This window comes from Novosphingobium sp. TCA1 (assembly GCF_009811895.1).
Lineage (GTDB): Bacteria > Pseudomonadota > Alphaproteobacteria > Sphingomonadales > Sphingomonadaceae > Novosphingobium > Novosphingobium panipatense_A.
This window is the reverse complement of sequence record NZ_BLJH01000003.1, coordinates 267,994-293,726: the sequence shown is the minus strand read 5'-3', so window position 1 is coordinate 293,726 and position 25,733 is coordinate 267,994. Positions and strand designations below refer to the sequence as shown.

The 25,733-nt window shown below is 65.9% G+C and carries 19 protein-coding genes; 8 read left to right on the top strand and 11 right to left on the bottom strand.

Annotated elements, in window-relative coordinates:
* Positions 1–94 precede the first annotated feature (94 nt).
* Positions 95–895, bottom strand: coding sequence for an outer membrane protein assembly factor BamD (locus tag NTCA1_RS06560; RefSeq protein WP_086491722.1), 801 nt, complete (start codon positions 893–895; stop codon positions 95–97).
* A 175-nt stretch (positions 896–1,070) separates the two neighbouring features.
* On the opposite strand from NTCA1_RS06560, the gene NTCA1_RS06555 reads away from it, so the two are divergent.
* Complete coding sequence (locus tag NTCA1_RS06555; protein ID WP_086491723.1) at positions 1,071–2,852, top strand: cation:proton antiporter; 1,782 nt, start codon at positions 1,071–1,073, stop codon at positions 2,850–2,852.
* Positions 2,853–3,020: 168 nt separating this feature from the next.
* Here NTCA1_RS06555 and NTCA1_RS06550 read toward each other — a convergent pair whose 3' ends face one another.
* The 6 genes from NTCA1_RS06550 to smpB all read right to left on the bottom strand — a co-directional run bounded on the left by NTCA1_RS06550 (position 3,021) and on the right by smpB (position 11,791).
* Complete coding sequence (locus tag NTCA1_RS06550) at positions 3,021–3,953, bottom strand: glutaminase (protein ID WP_159829418.1); 933 nt, start codon at positions 3,951–3,953, stop codon at positions 3,021–3,023.
* Positions 3,954–4,095: 142 nt separating this feature from the next.
* On the bottom strand, positions 4,096–6,756 hold the full coding sequence (alaS, locus tag NTCA1_RS06545; protein WP_159829416.1) for an alanine--tRNA ligase: 2,661 nt from the start codon (positions 6,754–6,756) through the stop codon (positions 4,096–4,098).
* Positions 6,757–7,022: 266 nt separating this feature from the next.
* Entirely contained in the window at positions 7,023–8,099 is a 1,077-nt protein-coding gene (gene recA, locus NTCA1_RS06540; RefSeq protein ID WP_086491726.1) for a recombinase RecA, read from the bottom strand.
* A 97-nt stretch (positions 8,100–8,196) separates the two neighbouring features.
* Positions 8,197–10,599 (bottom strand): ATP-binding protein, encoded by a 2,403-nt coding sequence (locus NTCA1_RS06535; RefSeq protein ID WP_236549138.1) that lies wholly within the window; start codon positions 10,597–10,599, stop codon positions 8,197–8,199.
* Between the two features lie 95 nt (positions 10,600–10,694).
* Positions 10,695–11,312, bottom strand: a complete 618-nt coding sequence (locus NTCA1_RS06530; protein WP_086491728.1) for a DUF2062 domain-containing protein — start codon at positions 11,310–11,312, stop codon at positions 10,695–10,697.
* Positions 11,309–11,791, bottom strand: a complete 483-nt coding sequence (gene smpB / locus NTCA1_RS06525; RefSeq protein ID WP_086491729.1) for an SsrA-binding protein SmpB — start codon at positions 11,789–11,791, stop codon at positions 11,309–11,311. The genes NTCA1_RS06530 and smpB overlap by 4 nt, the downstream gene beginning before the upstream one ends.
* 247 nt (positions 11,792–12,038) lie before the next feature.
* Here smpB and NTCA1_RS06520 point away from each other — a divergent pair, with 247 nt between their 5' ends.
* Positions 12,039–13,976, top strand: a complete 1,938-nt coding sequence (locus tag NTCA1_RS06520; protein ID WP_236549130.1) for a S9 family peptidase — start codon at positions 12,039–12,041, stop codon at positions 13,974–13,976.
* 194 nt (positions 13,977–14,170) lie between these two features.
* On the opposite strand, the gene dapA is transcribed toward NTCA1_RS06520, so the two are convergent.
* The gene (gene dapA / locus NTCA1_RS06515; protein WP_086491730.1) at positions 14,171–15,061 is read right to left on the bottom strand and encodes a 4-hydroxy-tetrahydrodipicolinate synthase; all 891 of its coding nucleotides are present in this window, start codon (positions 15,059–15,061) and stop codon (positions 14,171–14,173) included.
* A gap of 80 nt (positions 15,062–15,141) precedes the next feature.
* Here dapA and NTCA1_RS06510 point away from each other — a divergent pair, with 80 nt between their 5' ends.
* The gene (locus NTCA1_RS06510; RefSeq protein WP_159829412.1) at positions 15,142–17,118 is read left to right on the top strand and encodes a lytic transglycosylase domain-containing protein; all 1,977 of its coding nucleotides are present in this window, start codon (positions 15,142–15,144) and stop codon (positions 17,116–17,118) included.
* Between the two features lie 205 nt (positions 17,119–17,323).
* Here NTCA1_RS06510 and NTCA1_RS06505 read toward each other — a convergent pair whose 3' ends face one another.
* The gene (locus NTCA1_RS06505; RefSeq protein WP_159829410.1) at positions 17,324–18,709 is read right to left on the bottom strand and encodes a glycoside hydrolase family 27 protein; all 1,386 of its coding nucleotides are present in this window, start codon (positions 18,707–18,709) and stop codon (positions 17,324–17,326) included.
* A gap of 124 nt (positions 18,710–18,833) precedes the next feature.
* On the opposite strand from NTCA1_RS06505, the gene greB reads away from it, so the two are divergent.
* The 3 genes from greB to NTCA1_RS06490 are packed head-to-tail and all read left to right on the top strand — an operon-like array spanning position 18,834 to position 20,394.
* Positions 18,834–19,319, top strand: coding sequence for a transcription elongation factor GreB (gene greB / locus NTCA1_RS06500; RefSeq protein WP_159829408.1), 486 nt, complete (start codon positions 18,834–18,836; stop codon positions 19,317–19,319).
* Complete coding sequence (locus tag NTCA1_RS06495; protein ID WP_159829406.1) at positions 19,283–19,846, top strand: YgcG family protein; 564 nt, start codon at positions 19,283–19,285, stop codon at positions 19,844–19,846. Before greB ends, NTCA1_RS06495 begins: the two co-directional genes overlap by 37 nt.
* Positions 19,847–19,887: 41 nt before the next feature.
* Positions 19,888–20,394 (top strand): hypothetical protein, encoded by a 507-nt coding sequence (locus NTCA1_RS06490; RefSeq protein WP_159829404.1) that lies wholly within the window; start codon positions 19,888–19,890, stop codon positions 20,392–20,394.
* A gap of 224 nt (positions 20,395–20,618) precedes the next feature.
* On the opposite strand, the gene NTCA1_RS06485 is transcribed toward NTCA1_RS06490, so the two are convergent.
* Positions 20,619–21,287, bottom strand: coding sequence for an outer membrane protein (locus tag NTCA1_RS06485; protein WP_086491828.1), 669 nt, complete (start codon positions 21,285–21,287; stop codon positions 20,619–20,621).
* A 331-nt stretch (positions 21,288–21,618) separates the two neighbouring features.
* Between NTCA1_RS06485 and rlmN the strand changes: the two genes are divergently transcribed.
* Both rlmN and NTCA1_RS06475 read left to right on the top strand, forming a co-directional pair.
* Positions 21,619–22,887: a 23S rRNA (adenine(2503)-C(2))-methyltransferase RlmN gene (gene rlmN, locus NTCA1_RS06480; RefSeq protein ID WP_159829505.1), complete on the top strand. Its 1,269-nt coding sequence runs from the start codon at positions 21,619–21,621 to the stop codon at positions 22,885–22,887.
* Positions 22,888–23,051: 164 nt separating this feature from the next.
* The gene (locus tag NTCA1_RS06475; RefSeq protein ID WP_159829503.1) at positions 23,052–23,975 is read left to right on the top strand and encodes a formylglycine-generating enzyme family protein; all 924 of its coding nucleotides are present in this window, start codon (positions 23,052–23,054) and stop codon (positions 23,973–23,975) included.
* A gap of 225 nt (positions 23,976–24,200) precedes the next feature.
* Here the strand turns inward: NTCA1_RS06475 and NTCA1_RS06470 are convergent, their stop codons facing one another.
* Positions 24,201–24,941 (bottom strand): response regulator transcription factor, encoded by a 741-nt coding sequence (locus NTCA1_RS06470; protein WP_159829402.1) that lies wholly within the window; start codon positions 24,939–24,941, stop codon positions 24,201–24,203.
* Positions 24,942–25,733 lie beyond the last annotated feature (792 nt).

The window sequence follows — 25,733 nt, the reverse complement described above, 5'->3', positions numbered from 1 at the left end:
CCCGTCACGCCCGTTTGCAACTTTGCCGGAGGCGAATTCCGGCGGCGCCAGACCCTTTCGCATCGGAGAGAGCCCTTGCCGCCGGGAAAATGCCTCAGGCCGCGGCGAGGTTCTCGGGCGCGTTCTTGCTCATCAGCTTGTAGGCGCGGTCGTACCACTTGCTGTTGGGATAGTTGTGTTCGAGCACGGCGGCGGCCTTCTGCGCTTCCTCGGGAACGCCGAGGGCCAGGTAGCCTTCCACCAGGCGGAACAGCGCCTCGGGCGCGTGGCTGGTGGTCTGGAAATTGTCCACCACGTTGCGGAAACGCAGGGTGGCGGCCAGCCACTTGCCGCTGTTCTCGTAGCCGCGGCCGATGGTCATTTCCTTGCCCGCGAGGTGATCGTTGACGAGGTCGATCTTCAGCTTGGCGTCCGAGGCATAAGCCGTGTTCGGATAGCGGCGCATGATGTCCGTCAGCGCCTGCTTGGCCTGCTCGGTGGTCTTCTGGTCGCGCGTGACGTCGCTGATCTGTTCGTAATAGCAGATCGCGATCAGGTAATAGGCGTAAGGCGCGTCCTTGTTGCCCGGATGGATCGAGAGGAAGCGCTGCGCCGACTGGATCGACTTGGTATAGTCGCGCGCGGCATAGTAGCTGAACGCGCTCATCAGCTGGGCGCGGCGGGCCCAGGGCGAATAGGGATGCTGGCGCTCGACTTCGTCGAACAGCGCGGCGGCCTGACGGGTGCGGCCCTGGTTCAGGCGATCCTGCGCGGCGGCATAGAGCGTGTCCACGTCGCGCGCGACATAGGCGGTATCCTTGTTCCCGCCTCCACGTCCGGCGCAACCGGCAGTCAGTACGAGCGCCCCGGTAGCGGCGGCGGCGAGAGCGATCTTGAAGCGCGAACGTTCGAACATGGGGCAGGTCTATAGCCAGCGCTTTGCTGAACGCCAAGTGAAGTTGCGCGGGGATACACTATCGCAGGAGTGGACAAGTCGGAGCGGGCCGGAATGCCGTCGGGAAACGCAGAAATACTCGGGAATAGCGCCCCTTCGCCATTGTCTGGCGCGCCGCGCCTGCCATAGTCGGGCCATGGCCGGCAGCAACGCACTCTCTTCTCCCGTCATGTCCGACGCGCTCGTTATCCTGGGCGCGGCAGGCATCGTGATTCCCGTCTTCAATCGATTCCGCATCACCCCGGTCATCGGCTTCATCCTGGTGGGCCTGCTGGTCGGCCCGTTTGGCCTGGGCAGGCTGGTCTTCGACCACCCCGCCTTGTCATGGGTCACCATCACCGACCCGGACGGGCTGGAGATATTCGCGGAATTCGGCATCATCCTGCTGCTGTTCTCGATCGGGCTCGAACTCTCGTTCGGGCGATTGTGGGCCATGCGCCGGTTCGTCTTCGGCCTGGGATCGCTGGAACTGATCCTGACCGGCTCCGCGCTGACCTTCTTCTTCGCGGCGATCGGACAGGGCTTTTCCGGCGCCATGGCGCTGGGCCTCGCGCTGGCGCTCTCCTCCACCGCGCTGGTCCTGAAGATGACCGACACGACCACGCCGGTCGGCCGCGCGGCGCTGGCCATGCTGCTGTTCGAGGATATCGCGCTGGTGCCGATCATCTTCCTGCTCGGCGCGCTGGCCCCCCATGCCAAGGGCGCGGGCGTGGACGGCCTGATCCACACGCTGGTCTGGGGCACCCTGGTCGTCACCGCGCTGCTGGTGCTCGGCCGCTACCTGCTGCCGCCGCTCTTCGCGCAGGCGGCCCGCACCAAGAGCCCCGAACTGTTCCTGGCAGCCAGCCTGCTGGTGGTGATTCTCGCCTCGCTGGCAACCGGGGCCACCGGCCTCTCGCCGATCGTCGGCGCGCTCGTCGCGGGCCTGCTCATCGCCGAGACCGAATACCACACCGAAGTCGAACAGATCATCGAGCCGTTCAAGGGCCTCGCCCTCGGGGTGTTCCTGATCACCATCGGCATGAGCATCGACCTCAGGATCGTGTGGGAGAACCTCGCCTCGATCCTGATCGCGACGGTGGGCGTGGTCCTGCTCAAGTCCACGGTCACCGGCCTGCTCCTGCGCATGATGGGCGCGCGGCGCGGCACCGCGACCGAGACTGGCATCCTCATGTCGAGCCCTTCCGAAACCACGCTGATCGTGCTGAGCGCCGCCAGCGCCGCCCAGCTGATCCAGCCCGGCACGGCGATGTTCTGGCAGATCGTCACTGCGCTGGGCCTGACGGTCACGCCGCTGCTGTCGATGATCGGCAAAGTCCTCGCCCGGCAGGTTGACAGCGTGGAGGCGCCGCACCAGCCCGCCGAAGCGCCGGACAAGCCGCCCGTGCTGATCGTCGGCTTCGGGCGCGTCGGACGGCTGGTGGCCGATATGCTGGCGCGCCACGGCCGCCCCTACCTTGCGGTGGACAGCAATACCGACCTCGTCACCGAAGGGCGGCGCCACGGCTACACGGTCGCCTTCGGAGACGCCGGGCGCGGCGATGCCATGCTGCGCTTCGGCGCGGCGGGCGCGGCGGCGGTGATCCTGACCATGGACGAACCCGTCACCGCCCAGCGCATCGTCCGCAAGCTGCGCGCCGACTTCCCCGAACTTCCCATCATCGCCCGCGCCCGCGACGCCGAACACGCCGCCGTGCTCTACCGCGCCGGGGCCACCCATTCGGTGCCCGAAACGCTGGAAAGCTCGCTCCAGCTATCGGAAGCCGCGCTGGTGGAAATCGGCGTCGCCATGGGCCCGGTGATCGCCTCGATCCACGAAAAGCGCGACGAATTTCGCGAGCAGATCATGCAGCAGGGCGGCCTCTCGCAGAAGCCCGCACTCAAGTCGGGGCAGCTGCGGGAACCGGAGAAGGCCTGAGGCAGACTGAGATCGGCACGCCCCATACTTCCGCGTCCGCTCATACTGGGCATCCTCCTCCCCCGCTCATCCTGAGCTTGTCGAAGGATGGGAGACACAGCATCACGCCGCCGGGGGCTTCGACAAGCTCAGCCTGAGCGGTGTTGAGAGCGCTATTGAAAAAAGAAGTTAAATCACGCGCGGCTCGAACACCGACCATCCGGTGCGCTGGACGAGCCGCTCCAGCGCCATCTGGCCAAGCTGGGAATTGCCGCTCTCGTTGAGGCCCGGCGACCAGACCGCCACGCTGGCGATCCCCGGCGCCACCGCCAGGATACCGCCACCCACGCCCGACTTTCCGGGCAGGCCGATGCGATAGGCAAAGTCGCCGGAATTGTCGTAATGCCCGCAGGACATCATCAGCGCATTGATGCGCCGTGCCCGCTTCTCGCTGATGACGCGGTGGCCGTCAGACCGCCCGCCGTCCATCAGGTAGCGGCCGGCAAGCGCCAGCTGGCGGCAGCTCATGGCGAGCGCGCAGAAGTGGAAGTAGGTCCCCAGCACCGGCTCGACATCGCCGCGGACATTGCCGAAGGCGCGCATGTAATTGGCCAGCGCGCGGTTGCGGAAACCGGTCTCGCTTTCGGCGGCGGCCACCGTCTCGTCGATGGCGATGCTGTCGTCGCCCGCCAGTTCGCGCACGAAGCGCAGCATCTGCCCGATCGCCTCGCGCGGTTGCAGGCGGCCGAGCAGCACGTCGGTCACGACGATGGCCCCGGCATTGATGAAGGGATTGCGGGGAATGCCGTGCTCGGTCTCCAGCTGGACGATCGAGTTGAACGCGCTACCCGAAGGCTCGCGCCCCACCCGCTCCCAGAGCTGGTCGCCCACCGCACCCAGCGCGAGCGTCAGCGCGAAGACCTTGGAGATCGACTGGATCGAGAAAGCCTCGTCCGCGTCGCCCGCGACATGAGCCTCGCCATCCGCCATGACCACCGCCATGCCGAACTTGTCCAGCGGCACCGCCGCCAGCGGCGGGATATAGTCGGCAACCCTCCCCCGGCTGCCGACCTCGCGCATTTCCTCGGCGATTGCGGTGACGATGGCGGCGATGGACGACATTGGCAGCTCCCCTCCCCCGTCGTCCCGGACTTGATCCGGGACCGCTGGCCCTGTCCAGCACACCTCGCGATAGGGCGCTATCGATACCTCATGCCTGAAGAACCGCCAGCGGTCCCGGATCAAGTCCGGGACGACGAGCGGATCACCCCGCCAGCACGGCCTTGACCGCAGCGATGGCGTCTGCCGCCTTGTCACCGTCAGGACCGCCGCCCTGCGCCATGTCGGCGCGGCCGCCGCCGCCCTTGCCGCCCAGCGTCTCGACGCCCTTGCGGACGAGATCGACGGCGCTGATCGTGCCGGTGAGGTCCTCGGTCACAGCAGCGGCGATGCTCGCCTTGCCCTCGTTCACCGCGACGATCGCGGCGACGCCCGAGCCCATGCGCTGCTTGGCCTGATCGAGCAACCCGCGCAGTTCCTTGGGATCGAGGCCGTCGAGCACCTGGCCCGAGAACTTGACGCCGTTCACCTCTTCGTCGGCCGCTTCGGCCTTGCCCGAGCCGCCGCCGAGGGCGAGCGCCTTCTTGGCTTCGGCGAGTTCGCGTTCCAGCTTGCGGCGCTCATCGAGCAGCGCGGCAACGCGGGCCTCGACATCTTCCGGCGTAGTGCGCAGCGCGCTGGCCGCACCCTTGAGTGCTTCCTCGCGAGCCACGAGCCACTGGCGCGCGCCTTCGCCGGTCAGCGCCTCGATACGGCGCACGCCCGAGGACACCGCGCTTTCCGAAACGATGCGGAACACGCCGATGTCGCCGGTGGCGCGGACGTGGGTGCCGCCGCACAGTTCGACCGAGTAGTTGCGCTCGCCCGCTTCGGTCCTGGCGCTGCGGCCCATCGAGAGCACGCGCACTTCATCGCCGTACTTCTCGCCGAACAGCGCCATGGCGCCCGCTTCGATGGCGTCGTCGGGGGTCATCAGGCGGGTGAGCACCGGATCGTTGGCGCGGATTTCCGCGTTCACTTCGGCTTCGATCGCGGCAATGTCCTCGGCTTCGAGCGCCTTGGGGTGCGAGAAGTCGAAACGCAGACGCTCGGCGGCGACCAGCGAGCCCTTCTGGGTGACGTGATCGCCCAGACGGTTGCGCAGCGCCGCGTGGAGCAGGTGCGTGGCCGAGTGGTTGGCGCGCACGGCATCGCGGCGCTCGGCATCGACCGTGAGGTTGACGGCGTCGCCCACCTTGATCGTGCCCGCCTCTACCGTGCCGCTCATGGCATGGAGACGGCCAAGCGGCTTGGCGGTGTCGGTCACGACGATCTTCAACCCGTTCGCGCCCAGGATCGTGCCGCGATCGCCTTCCTGGCCGCCCGATTCGCCGTAGAACGGCGTCTGGTTGGTCAGCACCACCACCGCTTCACCGGCGGCGGCGGACTGGACTTCCTTGCCGTCCTTGACCAGCGCCACGACCTGGCCTTCGCCGGTGGTGGAGGCATAGCCGGTGAACTCGCTGGCGCCTTCGCGCTCGGCGATGTCGAACCAGACCTCGCTGTCGGCGGCTTGGCCCGAGCCCTTCCAGGCGGCGCGGGCGGCGGCTTTCTGCTGGGCCATGGCGGCATCGAAACCGGCGCGGTCAACGGCGATCCCGCGCGAACGCAGGGCGTCTTCGGTCAGATCGTAAGGGAAGCCGTACGTGTCATAGAGCTTGAATGCGGTTTCGCCGGGAAGCTCTCCGCCTTCGCCCATATCGCCGGTCGCCTCGTCGAGCAGCTTGAGGCCGTTCGACAGGGTGCGGCGGAACTGCACTTCCTCGCGTTCCAGCGTTTCCTCGATCAGCGGCTGGGCGCGGCCGAGTTCGGGATAGGCCTGGCCCATTTCGGCCACGAGCGCGGGCACCAGGCGGTGCATCAGCGGGTCGCGGGCACCGAGCAGATGCGCGTGGCGCATGGCGCGGCGCATGATGCGGCGCAGGACGTAGCCGCGGCCCTCGTTCGAAGGCAGCACGCCGTCGGCCAGCAGGAAGCTGGTCGAGCGCAAGTGGTCGGCAATGACGCGGTGGCTGGCGCGCTGCTCGCCCTGCGCCGCAACGCCGGTCAGGCTTTCCGACGCGGCGATCAGCGCCTTGAAAGTGTCGATGTCGTAGTTGTCATGCACGCCCTGCATGACCGCCGAGATGCGCTCCAGGCCCATGCCGGTGTCGATCGAGGGCTTCGGCAGGTTGCCGACGATCTCGCCCGCCGACTGCTCGAACTGCATGAACACGAGGTTCCAGATCTCGATGAAGCGGTCGCCGTCTTCTTCCGGCGATCCCGGAGGGCCACCCCAGATGTGGTCGCCGTGGTCGAAGAAGATTTCCGAGCACGGACCGCACGGGCCCTCGTCGCCCATGGCCCAGAAGTTGTCCTTGGTGGGGATGCGGATGATCTTCGATTCCGGCAGTCCGGCCACTTTTTTCCAGAGGTCGAAGGCTTCGTCGTCGGTGTGATAGACAGTGACGAGCAGCTTCTCGACCGGAAGGCCCCATTCCTTGGTCAACAGGGTCCAGGCGTGGGTTATCGCCTGTTCCTTGAAATAGTCGCCGAACGAGAAATTGCCGAGCATCTCGAAGAACGTGTGGTGGCGCGCGGTGTAGCCGACGTTGTCGAGATCGTTGTGCTTGCCGCCGGCGCGGACGCACTTCTGCGAGGATGTGGCGCGCGGCGCGAAGGGCGTTTCAAGACCCGTGAACACGTTCTTGAACGGCACCATGCCGGCATTCACGAACATCAGCGTCGGGTCGTTGTAAGGAACGAGCGGCGCGGACTGAACGGCCTCGTGACCATTGCTGGCGAAATAGTCGAGGAAGGACCGGCGGATTTCGTTGGTCGTGTGCATAGAACGCGCCGATAATCCAGCGACGCGGCGGCGGCAAGCGGGTTGCTGTGGTCAGACTGTTCGCTTCTCGCGATAAGCGGCTGCGGTGCAGGTGTGTTGCATGTAGGCCACGGGTTTTGGTCGCGGATTTTCGGTCGTCGTCGTCCCGGACGTGATCCGGGACGACGTAATTCCCCCGCTCCCCCTGGTCGCCAAACAAAAACCCCGGCGCGGGGGCCGGGGTTTTCTTCGTCCTGCGGGGACACGCAGACTTGTTCGGCCCGGACTTATTCCGCGTCGTCTTCCGCCGAAGGGCCGACCATCATTTCCTCGGCCAGCCCGGCGGTCTGCGCGCGGATCGCCTTTTCGAGGCGGTCACAGACTTCCGGGTTTTCCTTCAGGTAGTTCTTGGCGTTCTCACGGCCCTGGCCGATGCGGATCGAATCGTAGCTGAACCAGGCGCCCGACTTCTCGACGATGCCCGCCTTGACGCCAAGGTCGAGGATCTCGCCGATCTTGGAAATGCCCTCGCCGTACATGATGTCGAATTCGACCTGCTTGAACGGCGGTGCGACCTTGTTCTTGACGACTTTCACGCGGGTGGCATTGCCGACGATATCGTCGCGGTCCTTGATCTGGCCGGTGCGGCGGATGTCGAGGCGGACCGAGGCGTAGAACTTCAGCGCGTTGCCGCCCGTGGTCGTTTCCGGGTTACCGTACATGACGCCGATCTTCATGCGCAGCTGGTTGATGAAGATCACCATGCAGCGCGAGCGGCTGATCGAGCCGGTCAGCTTGCGGAGCGACTGGCTCATGAGGCGGGCCTGGAGGCCGACGTGGCTGTCGCCCATCTCGCCTTCGATTTCAGCGCGGGGGACCAGCGCGGCGACCGAGTCCACCACCAGCACGTCGATCGCGTTCGAACGCACCAGCGTGTCGGTAATTTCCAGAGCCTGCTCACCCGTGTCGGGCTGCGAAACGATCAGTTCGTCGATGTTGACGCCCAGCTTCTTCGCATAGACCGGATCGAGCGCGTGTTCGGCGTCGATGAAGGCGGCGGTGCCGCCCGTCTTCTGCGCCTCGGCGATGACGTGGAGCGCTAGCGTGGTCTTGCCCGAGCTTTCCGGCCCGTAAACTTCGATCACGCGGCCGCGAGGAAGGCCGCCGACGCCCAGGGCGATGTCGAGGCCCAGCGAGCCCGTGGAGATCGCCTCCACCTGCATCGCTTCCTTCGACCCCAGCTTCATCGCGGAGCCCTTGCCGAACGCCTTGTCGATCTGTGCAAGCGCGGCTTCGAGGGCCTTCTGACGGTCCATGTTGTCCTTTTCCTTGCCTTCCTGGATCAGCTTGAGCTGAGCAGCCATGTCACTTCCCCTTTGCTACCGGCCTGACCGGAAAGGTCAACGTCGCGGGGATCTATGTATCGCCTTTGTTCTCGTGGAACAAGAGGCGAACAACGGCTTATTTCCTATTTTTAACGCCGCCTGCCGTCCGTGCCAGAACATCCCCGACTTTTTCCGAGAGCTGCTGCACGGAGAACGGCTTGGGCATGAACCAGGCGTTGGCAATGCCGATTTCCTTGCGCAGCTGCTCTTCGGCATAGCCCGACATGAACAGCACCGGCAGGTCCGGGGCGATGCGGCGAATCTCGCGCGCCATGCCGGGGCCGTCGAGCGTGGGCATGACCACGTCGGAGACGACGAGGTCGAAGCGCCGGCCTTCCTCCACGAGTTCCAGGCCCTCCTCGCCGTCGCGGGCGCAGGTGACTTCGTAACCCTGCCGGGTCAGCGCGCGTTCGGCGACGATGCGCACCGGGTCCTCGTCCTCGACCAGCAGGATGGCGCCGCCGCCCGCCCACTGGCTGGGTTCCGCTTCCGGCTCCTCGACCGGGACCGGATCCGGCACGGAGCCCGGCGCGATGTGATGGACCGGCAGGTAGACGACGAAGCGGGTGCCCCGCCCTGGCTCGCTTTCCGCGAAGATGAAGCCGCCCGACTGCTTGACGATGCCGTATACGGTCGAAAGACCAAGCCCCGTGCCCTTGCCCTGCTCCTTGGTGGTGAAGAACGGCTCGAAGATCTTGCCGAGATGCTCGGGCGGAATGCCGCCGCCGGTATCCTCGACGATCAGCGCGGTATAGTCGCCCGCCGGAATGATCTCGCTGCGCATCGCCCGCACGTCGGTATTGCTGATGCGGCGGGTGGCGAGCGTAAGCGTGCCCGGGCCGTCGCCCTTCATCTGCATGGCGTCGCGCGCGTTGACGGCAAGGTTGACGATCACCTGTTCCAGCTGCGTCGGGTCGGCGCGCACCGGGCCGAGATCGCGGTCATGCGTGACCACCAACTGGATCTTCTCGCCGATCAGGCGGCGCAGCATCTGCGAGACGTCCGCCACCACGTCGGGCAGCTGGAGCACTTCCGGGCGCAGGGTCTGCTGGCGCGAGAAGGCCAGGAGCTGGCGGGTCAGCGAGGCCGCGCGGTTGGAATTGGCGCGGATCTGCTGGATGTCGTCATAGTCCGAATCGCCCGGCGTGTGGCGCATCAGCATGAGGTCGCAGGTGCCCAGGATCGCCGTAAGCACATTGTTGAAATCGTGCGCCACGCCGCCCGCGAGCTGGCCGACCGCCTGCATCTTGGTGGCCTGCGCGACCTGCCGCTTGAGGCGGGTTTCCTCGGACGTGTCGGTAAGGCCGAGCAGCACCGCCGCCTCTCCGAGGCCCCGCACGCCTGCAAGGCTCAATGAGACGGGATCGTCGGGCTGCGAGGCCAGGCGCACGGCGATGTCGCCGGCGGCGGCGGGCCCTTGCGCGAAACGGCGGATCGCCTCGGAAAGCGCGCGCTTGTCGTCGCGCACGACGAGGTCGGTCGGATAGCTCGGCGGAAGCTGGCCCTCCTGCCCGGCGGCGCGCATGAAGGCGGGATTGGCGAAGAGCAGGCGCCCGTCGCGATCGGCCATGGCAAGGCCGAGCGGCAACTGGCTGAGCAGCGCCTCCAGATGCGGCGCGGCCGTACCGCCGCCGCCGCCCGCGCCGATGCCCTGCCCGGCTTCCACCACCAGCATCAGCGAGGGCGTGAGGTTGGGGTCGGGCTCATGCGGGGAATCGGGGTCGGCAATCGGCACATGGTAGAGCACCAGCGCCCCACCGCGCCCGGCATCGCGCGCCCAGCCGATCCGCTCGCCCTCCTCCTGGCTGATCAGGGACACGAAATCGAGGCCGGTCATGTCGGCCAGCACGTCGCCGGTCGCCCGCTGCGAGAAGCCGGCGCTGGCGGCGCGGATCATGCCGTCCGGGTCGACGACGGCGGCGGAAATGCTTGCCCGCGCCAGGCCCCGGCCCAGCTTGCCATCGACCTGCCGCACGAGTTCGCCGACCAGATCGACCGTGCTGACCGGCTGGATGCGCCAGACCAGGAAGTCGTCGCCCCGGCCCGAACGCTGGATTTCCACCCGCCAGTCGGCCGCCGTCTCGCCTTCGGTCCGCACTTCGGCGCCGGCATGGCCGTCACGCCAGGCCGCCCGCACTGCTTCGGTGAGGCGCTCCATCGCGGCATCGTCCACCGGCAGGCGCGGCGGGGGATTGGCGGTGCCGAACCAGAGTTCGAAGCTGCCGTTGGCGCAGGCCAGTCGCCCGGCCCTGTCGGTAACGGCAATGGCGGTATCGGTGCGGTCGATCGCGGCAACGGTGACCGACCAGTCGGGCTGCGCGAACTCCGCCTCGGGGGCATCCGGGCGGCGATTGGCCACCATCCAGGCAATGCCCGCAAAGACCAGCAGGGCTCCGGCGAGAACGGCGGTCAGCAGGCCGTCGCCGCTCACCACCCAGACCAGCGCGGCGCTGGCCACCAGGGCGAGCGCGACGACCATGGTATCCGAAAGCCCGGCGATCCGGCCGCTGGCCTGCCCGATGCTGGCCTGCCCGATGCTGGCCTGCCCGATTTCGTCGCCTCGCTGGCCTGCCTTCATGCAATCCCTTCCGTGTCGCCCGGCTTGACCGAGGAATGGCCCTCTTCGCTTTCGGCATGGCGGAACAGCGAGCGGTGGCGGCGCGCGTGGTGCTTGCGGCCGATCCAGTAGCGCCAGAACCACATGGCCAGGAAATAGCTGACGAAGGCGGCGACGATCGACTGGATGAACAGCCCGATCAGAACGGCGGGCGCGGTGTCAGAGAGCAGCCAGCCGCGCCACTCGGCCAGCCCCGCGCCTTCGCGCACCATGGCCTCCACCGTGGCGATGTCCGCGTGGTAGCCGAAGCTGTTGCCGATCGCGACGGCGACCGGGAGGATGATCAGCAGCGTCGTCACCGGATTGGAAATGAAGGTGACGGCGGCGGCGAGCGGGATATTGCCGCGAAACGGCACGCACATCAGCGCCGCACCGACGATCTGCACGCCCGGAATCAGCGCGAAGATGCCGATGAACATGCCCACCGCCACGCCGCGCGGCACCGAGCGGCGGGTGAAGCGGAACAGTTCGGGGCGGCGCGTAAACGGCGCGGTGAAGCGATTCGCCTCAAGCTGCGCATGCGTGGGCATCTGGCCGTGAAGCCAGGCGCCCAGGCGGTGCAGCAGCGCGCTCACTTGTGCTCGCGCAGGATGCGGCCCTGCTCCCGCTTCCAGTCGCGTTCCTTGATCGTATGGCGCTTGTCCGCCGCGTTCTTGCCCTTGGCCAGGGCCAGTTCGACCTTGGCGCGGCCGCGTCCGTTGAAATAGATCGAGAGCGGCACCAGCGTCATGCCCTTGCGCTCCACCGAGCCTTGCAGGCGCGAGATCTCGCGTTCGTGCAGCAGCAGCTTGCGCGGGCGCTTGGGCGTGTGGTTGTAGCGGTTGCCGTGGCTGAATTCCGGCACGTTGGAATTCACCAGCCAGCATTCGCCGTTCTTGATCTCGGCGTAGGATTCCGCGATCGACCCCTCGCCGAACCGCAGCGATTTCACCTCGGTACCGGTCAGCGCGATGCCGGCCTCGAAGGTTTCCTCGATGTGGTACTCGAAGCGGGCCTTGCGGTTTTCCGCGACGCTCTTGTGCTTGTCGAATGTCTTGTGCTGCGGACGTGCCATGATGACCCGGCATGTAGGGATTCGCGCGCAAAAAGGAAACGCCCCCTTTGCGTCATTTCGTCATGTCGTGACCGGCCCCGGACGAGAGGCGCGGGCGAAGCCTTCCCCGGCTCGCCCCTCCGCCCCCGACCGCCCTGCGCAAGTGCCGACAGGATGACGCTAATTTAATCGCGGAGACGCCGCCAATTGTCCTTGCCAAAATCGCGCGGCGGCTCGAAGGATCGGGAACAAACGGGGGAAATACATCTTGCGCCTGATACTTGCGACGGTCCTTCCGGCCGTGCTTCTTGTTGCCGAAGCTGCGTCTGCCGCGGCCGTGGAACCGCCACCGCTCGATTTCTACGGCGAACTTCCGCAAGTGGAGGACGCCGCGATCTCGCCGGACGGCCACTCCATCGCCAGCGTCGTGCGAACCGGCGGCGAGCGCCGGGTTCTCGTGCTGAAGGACGGCAAGACCCTGCTCAACGCCTCGCCCGGCACCACCAAGGTCCGCGCTATCGAATGGGCGGACAACGATACCGTGCTGCTGACCAACAGCGCCACGGTGCCGCTTTTCGGTTTCATGGCCGAGAAATACGAGATGACCGGCACGATCATCCTGCCGATGCGTGCTGGCAACGAATCGGGCATGGTCTTCGGCAAGAGCAAGGCAATCGCGAAGACCACGCGCGGGCGCTACGGCATCCGCACCGTGGACGGGCGCACGGTCGGCTATTTCGGCGGGATCGCGCTCGACGTGGACGGTTTGAACACCCGCTGGCGCCACGGCCGCGCGACGCTCTATGCCGTGGACATCGCCACCAACCGCCCCCGCGTTCTCGCGCCGCCGCCCGGCGAGGAACATTACCGCGACTGGCTGATCGACCGGGGCGGCAATGTCGCCGTCATTCTCGACATCTCGGAGACGAACGGCAGCTGGAAGATCACGGTGCCCAAGGGACCGGAACTGGCGCGCGGCGTGGATCCCACCGGCGACGTCAGCCTGATCTCGTTCGGCAAGGGCGGCTCCACCGTCGTCTACGAGATCGAGGACGAGGACGGCACCTCGCACTGGTACGAAGTGCCGCTGGCCGGCGGAGAGGCGAAGGAGATCCTCGGCGACGTCGCCATCGATCGCCTCTTCGTGGACCGCAGCAACGGCGACATGATCGGCTACCGCACCGCGGGCGAAACCCCGCAGACGGTCATGGACAACCCCGTCTACCAGAGCGCGATCAGCCGCATCTTCAAGGCATTCGCCGGCCGCGAGGCGCATCTGATCGACTGGACGCCGGATTTCTCGAACGTGCTGGTGCGCACTACCGGCAACCGGGACAGCGGCACCTGGTATCTCGTGGACGTGCGCGCCAAGCGAGCCGACCCGATCGGCAACGAGCGGCCGGAAATCGCCCCGGAACAGGTCGGCGCCATTTCCACGGTCGGCTACAAGGCGCAGGACGGCCTCGACATGGACGGGATCCTCACGCTTCCGCCCGGCCGCGAGGCGAAGAACCTGCCGGTGATCCTGCTGCCCCACGGCGGCCCCGCCGCGCATGACAAGGCCGAATTCGACTGGTGGGCACAGGCCTTCGCCTCCCGCGGCTATGCCGTGTTCCAGCCCAATTTCCGTGGCTCCACCGGCCGCACCGACGCCTTCCGCCATGCCGGAGACGGCCAGTGGGGGCGCAAGATGCAGACCGACATTTCCGACGGCCTGGCCGAACTGGCCAGGCGCGGGATCGTCGATCCCAAACGCGCCTGCATCGTCGGCGCCAGCTACGGCGGCTATGCCGCGCTGGCGGGCGTCACCCTGCAACAGGGGCTTTACCGCTGCGCGGTCTCGGTGGCCGGGGTGGCCGATCTCAAGCTGATGTATGCCACCGACATCCGCGAGAGCGGCGATTCGAAGATGCTCACCAAGTCCCTGCGCGAACAGCTGGGCGATCCCAGGCTCTACGACGAAGTCTCACCCCGCCGCTTCGCCGCGCGCGCCGACGCGCCGGTGCTGCTGATCCACGGTAAGGACGACACGGTGGTCGGCTACAAGCAGAGCCTGGTCATGGCCGATGCCCTGAAGGATGCCGGAAAGCCCTACGAACTGGTGACGCTGGCGGGCGAGGACCACTGGCTCTCGCGCGAGGAAACCCGCAAGCGCATGCTCTCGGAAGCCATGCGTTTCGTGCAGAAGCACAATCCGGCAGATTGAGGGGCCGGCGGATTGAGGGGAGCGGGCCGAGATCAGCCGTCGTCCCGGGCTTGACCCGGGACCGCTGGCCGTGAACGGCCCACCTTTCGGCAAGCCGCCCAGCCGATGGCGCGCGCCTGAAGAACTGCCAGCGGTCCCGGGTCAAGCCCGGGACGACGTCGTTCTTCAAGCCCCATTCCTCAGGCCGCCAATCCTCAGGCCGTCTGCAGCAGTCCCGCATGGACGAGCGCTTCGTCTACTGCCGTGCGGGCCTTTTCGCTGCACGGCACCAGCGGCAGACGAAGTTCGTTCTCGATCCAGTCGTGGACCTTCGACAGCGCGTACTTGCACGGTCCCGGCGAGCTGTCCTCGAACATCGCATAGTGCAGCGGATAGAGCAGGTCGTTGAGGCGGCGCGCTTCTTCCAGGTCGTTGGCCGCGCAGGCCGCCTGGAACTCGGCGCAGAGCTTCGGCGCGACGTTCGCCGTCACCGAGATGCAGCCCACGCCGCCCGCCGCATTGAACGGCAGCGCCAGTTCGTCATCACCGCAGAGCTGCACGAAATGCTTGCCGATGCCCATGCGGTGGTCGGTCACGCGGCTGAGATCGCCGCTGGCGTCCTTGATGGCGATGAAGCGATCGGGGAAACGGCGCGCCAGTTCGCAGACGGTTTCCGGCAGCAGGTCGGTGACGGTGCGGCCGGGCACGTTGTAGAGCACGATCGGCAGGTCGTTGTTTTCCGCCAGATATGTGAAGTGGGCAAGCAGCCCTTCCTGGCTCGGGCGGTTGTAGTAGGGCGCCACCAGCAGCGCGGCAGAGGCGCCGCACTTCTTGGAGAAATTCATGTGCAGCAGTGCATTCATCGTATCGTTGCTGCCGCAGCCGGCGATCACCGGCACACGTCCGGCCGCCTGCTCGACGCAGAGTTCGATGACGCGGTGGTGCTCGGCGTTCGAAAGCGTCGAATTCTCGCCGGTCGTGCCGCAGGGAACGAGCGCCGAGGAGCCCGATTCGATCTGCCAGTCCACGAGTCGCCGAAAGGCCTGTTCATCGAACGCTCCGTCGCGAAACGGTGTAACAAGCGCAGGAATGGAACCCGAGAACATGGACTTTACCTCACCTGATGTTCAATGATCGGGGCCGACGGACCCGATGTTCAGCGCCTGATAAGGAGCCTTTTCCCAAAATGTCCAGCATGCAGCGTGTCGCCCCCCTCGTCTTGCTTGCTTCGACCGCCGCATTCGGCATCGCTTTCGGGACCCCCGCAGCCGCTCAGGACGGCCGCGAATGGGACCTTGCGAAGGCGCGTTCCATGCAGTCGCACGACATGGCCGTCCACCAGTCGATCGACCGCTGGCGCCAGCTCGTGGCGTCGGACGGATTCGATTTCGGCAGCTATTCCAGCTTCCTGCTGACGTTTCCCGGTTATCCCCAGGCCGACAAGATTCGCGGTTCGGCTGAACGCGCGCTGGTGAATCAGGCGCCCGACGCCAATTCCGTGGTTGCGTTCTTCACCCGCTATCCGCCGCTCTCGAACCAGGCCGCCGGGCGCTATGCCACGGCGCTGACCACTTTGCGCCGTCCCGATGCGCAGCAGCGCGCCCTCGCCGCTTGGCGCGGCGGCACGCTTTCGCCCAGCGACGAGGTGGCAATCCTCGCGACCTGGCGCGGCGCGCTCACCACGGCCGACCACGACATCCGCATGGACCGCCTGCTCTGGCAGGGCGAAACCGCGCAGGCCGAGCGGCAGATCTCCTTCGTCTCCGCCGAACGCCGTGCCCTGTTCATGGAGCGGCTGACGATGCTGCAAGGCTCGCCTCCCGGCACCCTGGGCCTGACGCTGACGCCGCAGATGAACGCCGATGCGGGATACATCTATGCGCGCGCCGTCCAGGCCCGCAAGAGCGGCAACCTGCCCGCCGAGATCGCCCTGCTCTCCAGCCGTCCCACCCTGACGACCCCGGTGCCGGAGCAGGAAAAATGGGTGCGCGAACTGCTCACCGCCGCCAAGGGCGCGGGCGCGGATTCGGCCGTGCGCATCGCCAGCGGCATCGATGACGCTTTCGCCCCCGGCACCGACATCAGCCAGCTCTCGTTCCGCCTGCGCGACGACTACACCACGCTTGTCTGGCTGGGCGGCACCAAAGCGCTCTGGCAACTGGGCGACGCCCGCCGCGCCGCGCCGCTGTTCTACCGCTACGGCGCCGCCGCGCAGACCCCGGGCACGCGCTCCAAGGGGTTCTACTGGGCAGGCCGCGCGCTCGCCAAGGCGGGGGACACCACAGGCGCCAACCGCTACTTCCAGATGGCCGCCGCCTATCCGCACTACTTCTACGGCCAGCTCGCGCTCGAACGGCTGGGCCGCCCCCTGCCCGACCTCGACACCCGCCCGCGCGCGGTGCCGACCCAGGCCGAACGCAGCGCCTTCAACGCCAAGCCGCTCACCAATGCCGTGCGCGACGTCGCCCGCGACGGCGACTGGCGCACCACCGTCCAGTTCTTCCGCGAGATTTCCGACCAGGCGCAGAGCGAGAGCGACCATGTCCTCGTGGCCGATCTCGCCCGCGAAATCGGCCGCCGCGACCTTGCCGTGATCCTCGGCCAGAGCGCGCATGGCGACGGCTACCAGGACTTCGGCCAGATCGCCTATCCGCTGATCCCGGTGCCGCCGGGCGCAGACTTCGCCATGGTCCACGCCCTCACCCGGCAGGAGAGCCAGTTCGCGCAGAACGCGCTCAGCCACGCAGGAGCGCGCGGCCTCATGCAGCTCATGCCCGCCACCGCGCGCGAACAGGCCGGCAAGCTCGGCATGGCCTACGACCAGAACCAGCTGGTCAGCGACGCCAGCTACAACATCCGCCTCGGCGACGCCTACTTCTCGCGCATGCGCAACTACTTCAGCGGCTCGCTGCCGCTGGCGGTGGGCGCCTACAACGCAGGCGCGGGCAACGTGAACAAGTGGCTGCGCGCCAACGGCGACCCCCGCACCGGCGCCGTCGACTGGATCGACTGGCTGGAGCAGATCCCGATCTACGAGACCAAGAACTACATCCAGCGCGTGCTGGAAAACGCCGTGGTCTACGAGACGATGTACCCGAAGGAATCGGGCTATCGCGGGAATACGCCGCTGACGCAGTTGATCGGGAAGCGGACGCCGGGGTGACGGTTTGGAAGGTTCAGGGGAAGAAGCAGGGGTTAACACCCCTGCACCCCGATACCGTCTAGGTCACGCCCAGCCTATCCGTTGTGCGCTCATAGCAGCGTCGGGAGACTTATTGGCTGCGCCGCAGGGAGCGCGGTACCGATAGGTTGCACGCGACGGTAACATTCCGAGGGTCCGGGGGATCATCCCCCGGGTCTTCCCCTTCTTAAATGCCCTTAACCCTGAACAACCCCGCCCCGTGCGAAGCAAGCCGCGCTGAAACGCGCCCTTCGGCCGCACCGAGGTCCTTACCCTCCCAAAGGTCCCGCACCGAAGCCTTCGCGCCCAAATCAAGCAGTGAAAGCGGCACGCTCACCTCCCGCTCCTTGTCCGACACATTGAACAGCGCCACGTAGCGCTCCCCGCCGCCCTCCGCGCGCGCGGTCCAGACCTTGGTGCCGTCGTCGAGGAACAGCGGCGTGTTTTCGGTGCTGGACTGGTTCACCGCCAGCACTTCGCGGTTGGTGAGCAGCGCCAATGTCGGTGCGTCGAGGTGACGCAGATCGCCGCCCATGATCAGCGGCGAGCGGGCAATCGACCAGAGCGTCATCAGCGTGCGCTGCTCGTCGGGCGTGAAGCGGGTGTCGCGGTCGCCCAGCGCGAGGCGGCCGAGCGGCAGCATGTCGGCGTCGGGCCAGGAGCCGGGACCGCGGAACGGCGTCCAGTTTTCGAGGCGGGTGAACTGCGCGTAGAGCTGCGCCCATTCGTCCCAGAAGTCGTCGGAGATGCGCCACATCTGCGCATGCTGGCGGACATGGGCACCGCGCAGGACGGGGGTTTCGCCCGGCGAGAGGCTGAGCACCATGGGGCGGCCGCAGCGGGCGATGGCCTTGGCGGCGGCCTCGATCTCGGGCGCGTGGGCGTCGTAGGGGCGGCTCATGTCGTCCATCTTGACGAAATCGACGCCCCACGAGGCATAGAGCCTGAAAATGCTGTCGTAGTATTCCTGGGCGCCGGGTTTGCTCATGTCGACGCCGTACATGTCGGGGTTCCAGGAGCAGATGCTGGAGGTGTCGGCAATGTCCTGCGCGCGCAGTTTGGTGCCGAGCACCGGGAGGTTGAGCTTCACGGCGTGGCGCGGGATGCCGCGCATGACGTGGATGCCGAACTTCATGCCCATGGCGTGGACCTTGGCGGAGAGCGGCGCGAAGCCCTTTCCGCCCTTGGACGAGGGGAAGCGGTTCGGCGCGGGGATCATCCGGCCGTTGGCGTCCAGCGCCGGCACCGGGTTGGCGTTGTAGGTGTAGCTCTTGGCATCCGGCTCGTACCACTGGATGTCGACGGTGAAGACGTCGTAGCCGAAGGGCAGCAGCTTCTCGCGCATGATCGCGGCGGTTTCGAGCGCCTGTGCCTCGGTGATGGTTCCGGCGAAGCTGTTCCAGCTGTTCCAGCCCATCGGCGGGCGCGGCGCGAGAGCGGCGCCTGGCGCGGTAGGCAGCGTTGCGGAAGTGGCGCCGGCAGGAGCGATCGCCTGGGCACCGGCCTTGGCGGCAAGCCCGGCCAGCGGTGCGGAAGCGGCGGCGAGCAGCGCGGTGCGGCGTGAAATGTCCATGATGATCCTCAAATCCCGTTAGATCTTGGCCGTTCTTTTGTCGGACTAATAGGCAGTGCGCAAGCCGGTGACGAAGCGGATCGGGGACTTGGCCGAACCGGCAATGCTTTATAAGGATCAGGCCATGAAACCCGCCGGTCCTCCGATTTCGCCCGCAGGCATGGCTGCCCTGCGCGCCCGTTACGATCACCTGCTCGGCAAGGAGCGCCCGGAGATCGTCGAGATCGTCTCCTGGGCGGCCGGCAACGGCGACCGCTCGGAGAACGGCGACTATCTCTACGGCCGCAAGCGCATGCGCGAGATCGACCGCGAACTCGGCTATCTCGCCCGCCGCATGAAGGCGCTGCGGGTGGTGAACCCGGCCGACCAGACCGAGCGCGGCAAGGTCTTCTTCGGCGCCACCGTGACGATCGCGGACGAGGACGACAACCACAAGACGCTGACCATCGTCGGCGACGACGAACAGGACGCGGCAAAAGGCCTGATCGGCTGGAGCGCCCCCCTCGCCCGCGCCCTGCGCGGCGCCGCCGTGGGCGACCTCAAGATGGTCCGCCTGCCTTCGGGCGAGAAGGAATGGGAAGTGATGGAGATCGAGTACCCGGCACCGTGACACTCCGCTCGATAGCCGTCACGCTCCTTGGCGCCTCCCTGCTCCTGACCCTTGGCTACAAGGGCAAGGCGGAGGCGACGAACACGGCATTTGCAGAGTCGGTAGCGCAATCTTCTGGAGAAGCGCTGAACTTGCAAAGGCGAGTGAACGATGCGGCTGGAGCATTGAGCCGTGACGCCGAAGAACGATTGACGCGCCAGTCCGAAGCACTGGAACGCGCGACGAAGCATCAACTCGTGATCGTGACCACCCCATCTCTGGGCGGCGAAACGATATCCGATTATACCCGAAAGCTCGGCAATCGCTGGGGTATCGGCCGTAAGGACGCGAATGACGGGATCATCGTGCTGATCGCACCGACCGAACGCCAGGCCCGTATCGAAGTCGGCAAAGGCCTGACAGACCAGCTCCCCGACGAACTCTGCAAGACGATCACGGAACACGACATGACGCCGCATTTTCGGAACGGCGATTATGCCGGTGGCCTGGACGCGGGAGTTTCCGCTCTGATCGAACACTTGCGCTGAGACTTCCGGGCGGGGCGCTTTCGTGCCATGAGCCGCGCTCGATGCTTCCCATCCGCTTTCATCGCCTGGCCGCCCTGGCCGCCTTCCTCGCCCTCCCGTCCGTGCCCGCGATCGCTCGCGAGAGTCTGGGCATCTACGCAGGCTGGGGGGCGTTTCGCGATCCGGTGATCCCGCGCTGCTATGCCATCGCCATGGCCGAGCCCAATGCCGCCGCGCGCGAGTATCAGCCCTTCGCGGCGATCGGCACCTGGCCCCGGCGCGGCGCGCGCGGGCAAGTCCATTTCCGGCTCTCGCGCCGTATCGCACAAGGGGCGCAAGTCACGCTGTCACTGGGCGGTCAGCGCTTCATCCTGGTCGCGGGCGAAGGCGATGCCTGGGGGCGGGACGAGAAGGACAATGCCGCGATCGTCGCCGCCATGCGCTCGGCCCCGCGCATGACCGTGACCGCGCGCGATCGTCAGGGGCGGCGTTTCGTCAATGCCTGGGCCTTGGCCGGCGCGGCATCCGCAATGGACGCCGCGCTGATCGGTTGCGCCAGGCCGCAGTAGAGCGCGGCCGGGGGTTATTTCCCGTTCTCAGCCTCCCACCCCGCTCATCCTGAGCTTGTCGAAGGATGGGAGCCACAGCGCCACGACGCAGGGGGCTTCGACAAGATCAGCCTGAGCGGGGTGGGAGGTGGGCGTTTGGGGGAGCGGACAGAAATTGACCCTCACCCACCCACGAAAAAGGGCGGGAACTTTCGTCCCCGCCCTCTTCCTCACTCGCCGTTCGCTCAGAAGCGGACGCCGGCGCCAACCATGACCTGGTGGCGGTCGGTGTCGAGATTGAAGCGGGTGCCGTCCGGGATGTCGCCGGTGTAGTCGAACTCACCCTTCTCGTAGTTCGAATAGCGGTATTCGAGCTTCACGAAGGCGTTGTTGGTCACGGCCTGCTCGACGCCCGCGCCGATGCGCCAGCCGTCCGCATCGATGTCGCGGTTGGTTTCGACGTCGCCGAAGGTGCTGCGCACGTCGAACTTGGCATTGGTGTAGCCGCCCTTGGCATAGACCATCGTGGTCGGGGTCACGACATAGCCCACGCGCGCGCCGACGTAGAGGTCGCGGTTGGTCTTGACGTTGCCGAGACCGAAGCCTTCGAAGTCGCCGTCATCGAACTTGGTCTTGGCGGTGGACCAGGTTACTTCCGCCTCGGGGCCGAACACGAAGTTGCCCGAGCGGAAATCGTAACCCGCGCCGACGCCGTAGGCGAAGCCGTCGATCGACTGGTCGTTGTCGACATTAACGTCGTCATCGACGCTGCTGCCTGCCTTGGTCACGTCGTAACCGGCGAGCGCTTCGACGTGGAAGCCCGAGAAGGGCTGTGCCGGGCCGGTGTCCTGCGCCATGGCGGGAACCGAGGCGATTGCCGAACCGGCGGCGAGGCAGATGAGAATCTTCTTCATGGGATGCTCCATACGTAGTTCTTTTTCGACGGGCATCCGTTGCGGCGACCGGCCCGTCTGGAATGGTCAAATGTTCGTCATGCAGGGCTGGTTTCCTGAACCTAACACAACGAAATGACTGATGTTTTTCTGTCACACTTGATCGACGGAGCGCCTTTGGCACGCGCCCGGAAGCGGGAACCGCGCAACCATTGCGAGGGTTCGCGCGGGCCTGTCTGCGCGCGCATCTTCCGTTTTTGCCGGGAATGCACTATATGCCCGCCCAATCATGACAGACGCGACCCACACCCTTTCCGGCGCCACCGGTGCTGCAGCCCATCCCGGTGCTTCCATGCCGATCCCCGGCCATATCGACCCCGTGCCGGTGCCCCGCCCGAACCTCGTGGAGGGCGTGACCCCGCGCGAGGACGGCCGCCTGGACCTTATCGGCCTGCCGAAGAAACGGATCGCGGAACTGTTCGAAAGCGCCGGCCTCGATGCCAAGGCCGCCAAGCTGCGCGCCAAGCAGGTCTATCACTGGCTCTACCACCGCGGCGTGACCGAGTTCGAGGCGATGACCGACATCGCCAAGACCATGCGCCCCTGGCTTGCCGAGCGTTTCGTGATCGGCCGCCCGGAAATCGTCGAGGCCCAGCACTCCAGCGACGGCACCCGCAAGTGGCTGCTGCGCACGGCGGACGCGCACGATTTCGAGATGGTGTTCATTCCCGACGCGGATCGCGGCACGCTTTGCGTGTCCTCGCAAGTCGGCTGCACGCTCAACTGCCGCTTCTGCCACACCGGCACCATGCGCCTCGTGCGCAACCTGACGGTGGGCGAGATCGTCGGCCAGGTCATGCTGGCGCGCGACACGCTGGGCGAATGGCCCAAGGGCCGCATGGACTTCGCCTTCGGTGACGGCGTGGACGGCGCAGAATCCGATGACGAGGAAGGCGGTTACTCGTCCGACGGCCGCCTGCTCACCAACATCGTGATGATGGGCATGGGCGAGCCGCTCTACAATTTCGACAATGTGCGCGATGCGCTGAAGCTGGTGATGGACGGTGACGGCCTGGCCCTGTCCAAGCGCCGCATCACCCTCTCCACTTCGGGCGTGATCCCGCAGATGGCGCGCTGCGGCGAGGAAATCGGCGTGAACCTGGCCGTCTCGCTCCACGCGGTGACCAAGGAAGTCCGCGACGAGATCGTGCCGGTCAACAAGAAGTACGGCATCGAGGACCTGCTCCAGGCCTGCGCCGACTATCCGGGCGCCTCGAACGCGCGCCGCATCACCTTCGAATACGTGATGCTCAAGGACAAGAACGACAGCGACGCGGACGCGCACGAACTCGTCCGCCTGCTCAGGAAGTACGACCTGCCCGCCAAGGTCAACCTGATCCCGTTCAACCCCTGGCCGGGCGCGCAGTACGAATGCTCGACGCCGGAGCGGATCAAGGCCTTCTCCGAGATCGTGTTCAAGGGCGGCATCTCGGCCCCGGTCCGCACCCCGCGCGGGCGCGATATCGATGCGGCCTGCGGCCAGCTCAAGACCGCCGCCGAGAAGAAGAGCCGCGCCGAACTGGAACGGCTCTATGCCGAGAAGGAAAAGGAACTCGGCTGAGCCGAATGTCGATCTCACGCCGTCCCTGACGTCGCTTTGACATTACGCGTTTGGCGCGAGGTCAAAGCGACTCTAGACAGAGCGGAAGATCGACAGAGAGGCCCTTCCGAATGACCGAGACTTTGCCCCCGACTTCGGCCGAAGGCAGCACGCAGTTGCGCGGCATGATCCACGTACCGGGCGGTACGTTCACGATGGGCTCGGAGCGGTTCTACCCGGAGGAGGCGCCGCTGCGGCGTGTCTCGGTCGATGCCTTCTGGATCGACGAAGTGCCTGTCACCAACCGGGATTTCGCACGCTTCGTGGAAGCGACCGGCCATGTCACCGTGGCCGAGGTTGCGCCGGACCCCAAGGACTATCCCGGCATGCCGCCCGAAATGGCGCAGGCCGGATCACTCGTGTTCCGCAAGACTTCCGTGCCGGTCGACACCTCCAACCCCGCAAACTGGTGGCGCTTCGAATTCGGCGCGAACTGGCGCCATCCGCTCGGGCCGGACAGCGATATCGACGCGCTCGACCTCTGGGACCATCCCGTCGTCCACGTCGCCCATGCCGATGCCGAGGCTTATGCGAAATGGGCGGGCAAGGACCTGCCGACCGAGGCCGAGTTCGAGTTCGCGGCCAAGGGCGGCCTGGACGAGGCCGACTATGCCTGGGGCGACGAACTCGCGCCGGAAGGCTGGATGATGGCCAACTACTGGCAGGGGCTGTTCCCCTTCGCCAACCAGTGCCTGGACGGCTGGGAACGGACTTCGCCGGTGCGCAGCTTTCCCGCCAACGGCTACGGCCTCTACGACATGATCGGCAATACCTGGGAATGGACGCAGGACTGGTGGTCCGAGCGTGCCGAGGCGCCGAAGAAGTCCGGCGGCTCCTGCTGCACGATCAGCAATCCCAAGGGCGCGAAGCTGAAGGACAGCTTCGATCCCGCGCAGCCGCAAGTCAGGATCGGGCGCAAGGTCATCAAGGGCGGATCGCACCTTTGCGCAGCCAACTATTGCCAGCGCTATCGCCCTGCCGCGCGCCATCCCGAGATGATCGACACGGCCACCACGCATATCGGCTTCCGCTGCGTGGTCCGCCTTTAAGGCGGATCGACATTCAGCCCATGCGGGCCTGCGAAGCGCGATTTCCTGTGCTTCGGTGCTCACGGACCGAAAGTCCGCTGCGCTCCGATGCTCGGAAATCACGCTTCTCGGCTCCACCTGAACTGAATGTCGATCCGCCCTGGGTAAATCGCTGCGGCCCCGCGCCGCAGCTTATTGGGCAGTTGGATGGGGCCGGTGCGAAACCGGCCCCATCGAAACATCCGGTCAGCGCGCCAGGGCGAGCGGAACGGGTGCCCGGCTGATTTCCTCGACCGGAACGAAATCCGGGGTTTCGCGGAATTCGCCGCCATGGGTGATCAGCCCCTGGTTCACTGCCCAGATCGCCGCCTGCGTGCGGTTCTGCACCATCAGCTTGCGCAGGATCGCCTTGACGTGGACCTTCACCGTCGCCTCGCTGATATCGAGACGATAGGCGATAACCTTGTTGGGATAACCCATGACCAGGCAGCGCAGCGTGTCGATCTCGCGATCGGAAAGCAGCTCGCTGAGTTGGACCTGCACTTCGGCCTTGCCTTCGGCGATGGCCTGCTTCTGCGGAAGATGCTGAAGCAGCGCGCTGGGCAATACCTTTTCACCCTGATTAACCAATCGCAGCGACTCGATCAGGGGTTCGGCGCCGATTTCCTTGAGCAGGAAGGCATGGGCGCCAAGCTGGAAGGCTTCGACCATCTGGCCGAATTCGAACTCGTCCGCCAGCAGGACCGCCCGCATATGGGGGTGGCGCTCCTTCATGGCCGGAAGGCATTCGAGCAGATCGCCGCAGGTTCCCATATCGAAAACCGTGAGGGCCACCGCCGGAACATCGCTGTCGCTGAGCACCGCGTCACAGTCCTTGAAGAACCGGGTGCACGTGAATTCGCACTTGTCGAGGATCTTGCAGATCCCTTCCCTGACCAGGGAATTGAAACCGACAATGCTCACGCAAACTTCATCAAAAGTCGACATCGTCTTTCTCTCCTGAACAACGGAAATACGGACGACCCAAGTCATTATAATATTATTTTAGGGCTGCTCCCGACACACCTAAGCGCAGGACGAAGCAGCCAAAGGATTATCCCGATGGGAAAATCCCGAAATCAGAAATCATCGACAATCGCCGGATGAGATAGCCAGAATGGCAAGCCCCCCTTTGTATGCCCCCTATTTCCACCCACACCTTAGGTAGATCACCTTAGAACATATCCTCGTCTTTAAGTCGAGGGGGTGGATGTGTTCTATTCGAGCCCCGAACGAGCATTCGAGGTGGTGCTCAATTCCTCTTATGATCAGTGAGATAACCCCCCTTTCCAAATGTTCATTCTGGAGGCGAGGGAGTCGACCGTATAATTCTGGTACAGTGTACCCCGAAAGAGGTAGCGTTAGTATAAGTCGCGCTTTTTCAAGGCGTTAACTTACACAAACTAATGCCTGCCCGAATTGCCGCAGGATGCCGGAAGGCCGCGCGGCTTACCGGCCCGAGGCGCGGGATGGGATCGCCGATTCTGGAAAAGCCAGCTTTTCCGCCACGCGACTCGCGCTGCATCTGCCCATTGCCGTGGATCGGGCGAAAGACGGCTGAATTCAGACAGACACCATTGCGAATCGATTCCCCGAGTCGCGCGCCCTTCGATTCTCCTTCGCGGCTGCACCACTGTTATGCTGCACTGCCGTCGCAACTCCTGCAGGCCGATGCTCCAAGGTTGTACAGTAAACTAACCAGGCGAATCGATTCGGAGTGTGGCCGCGTCCATTGGAGCC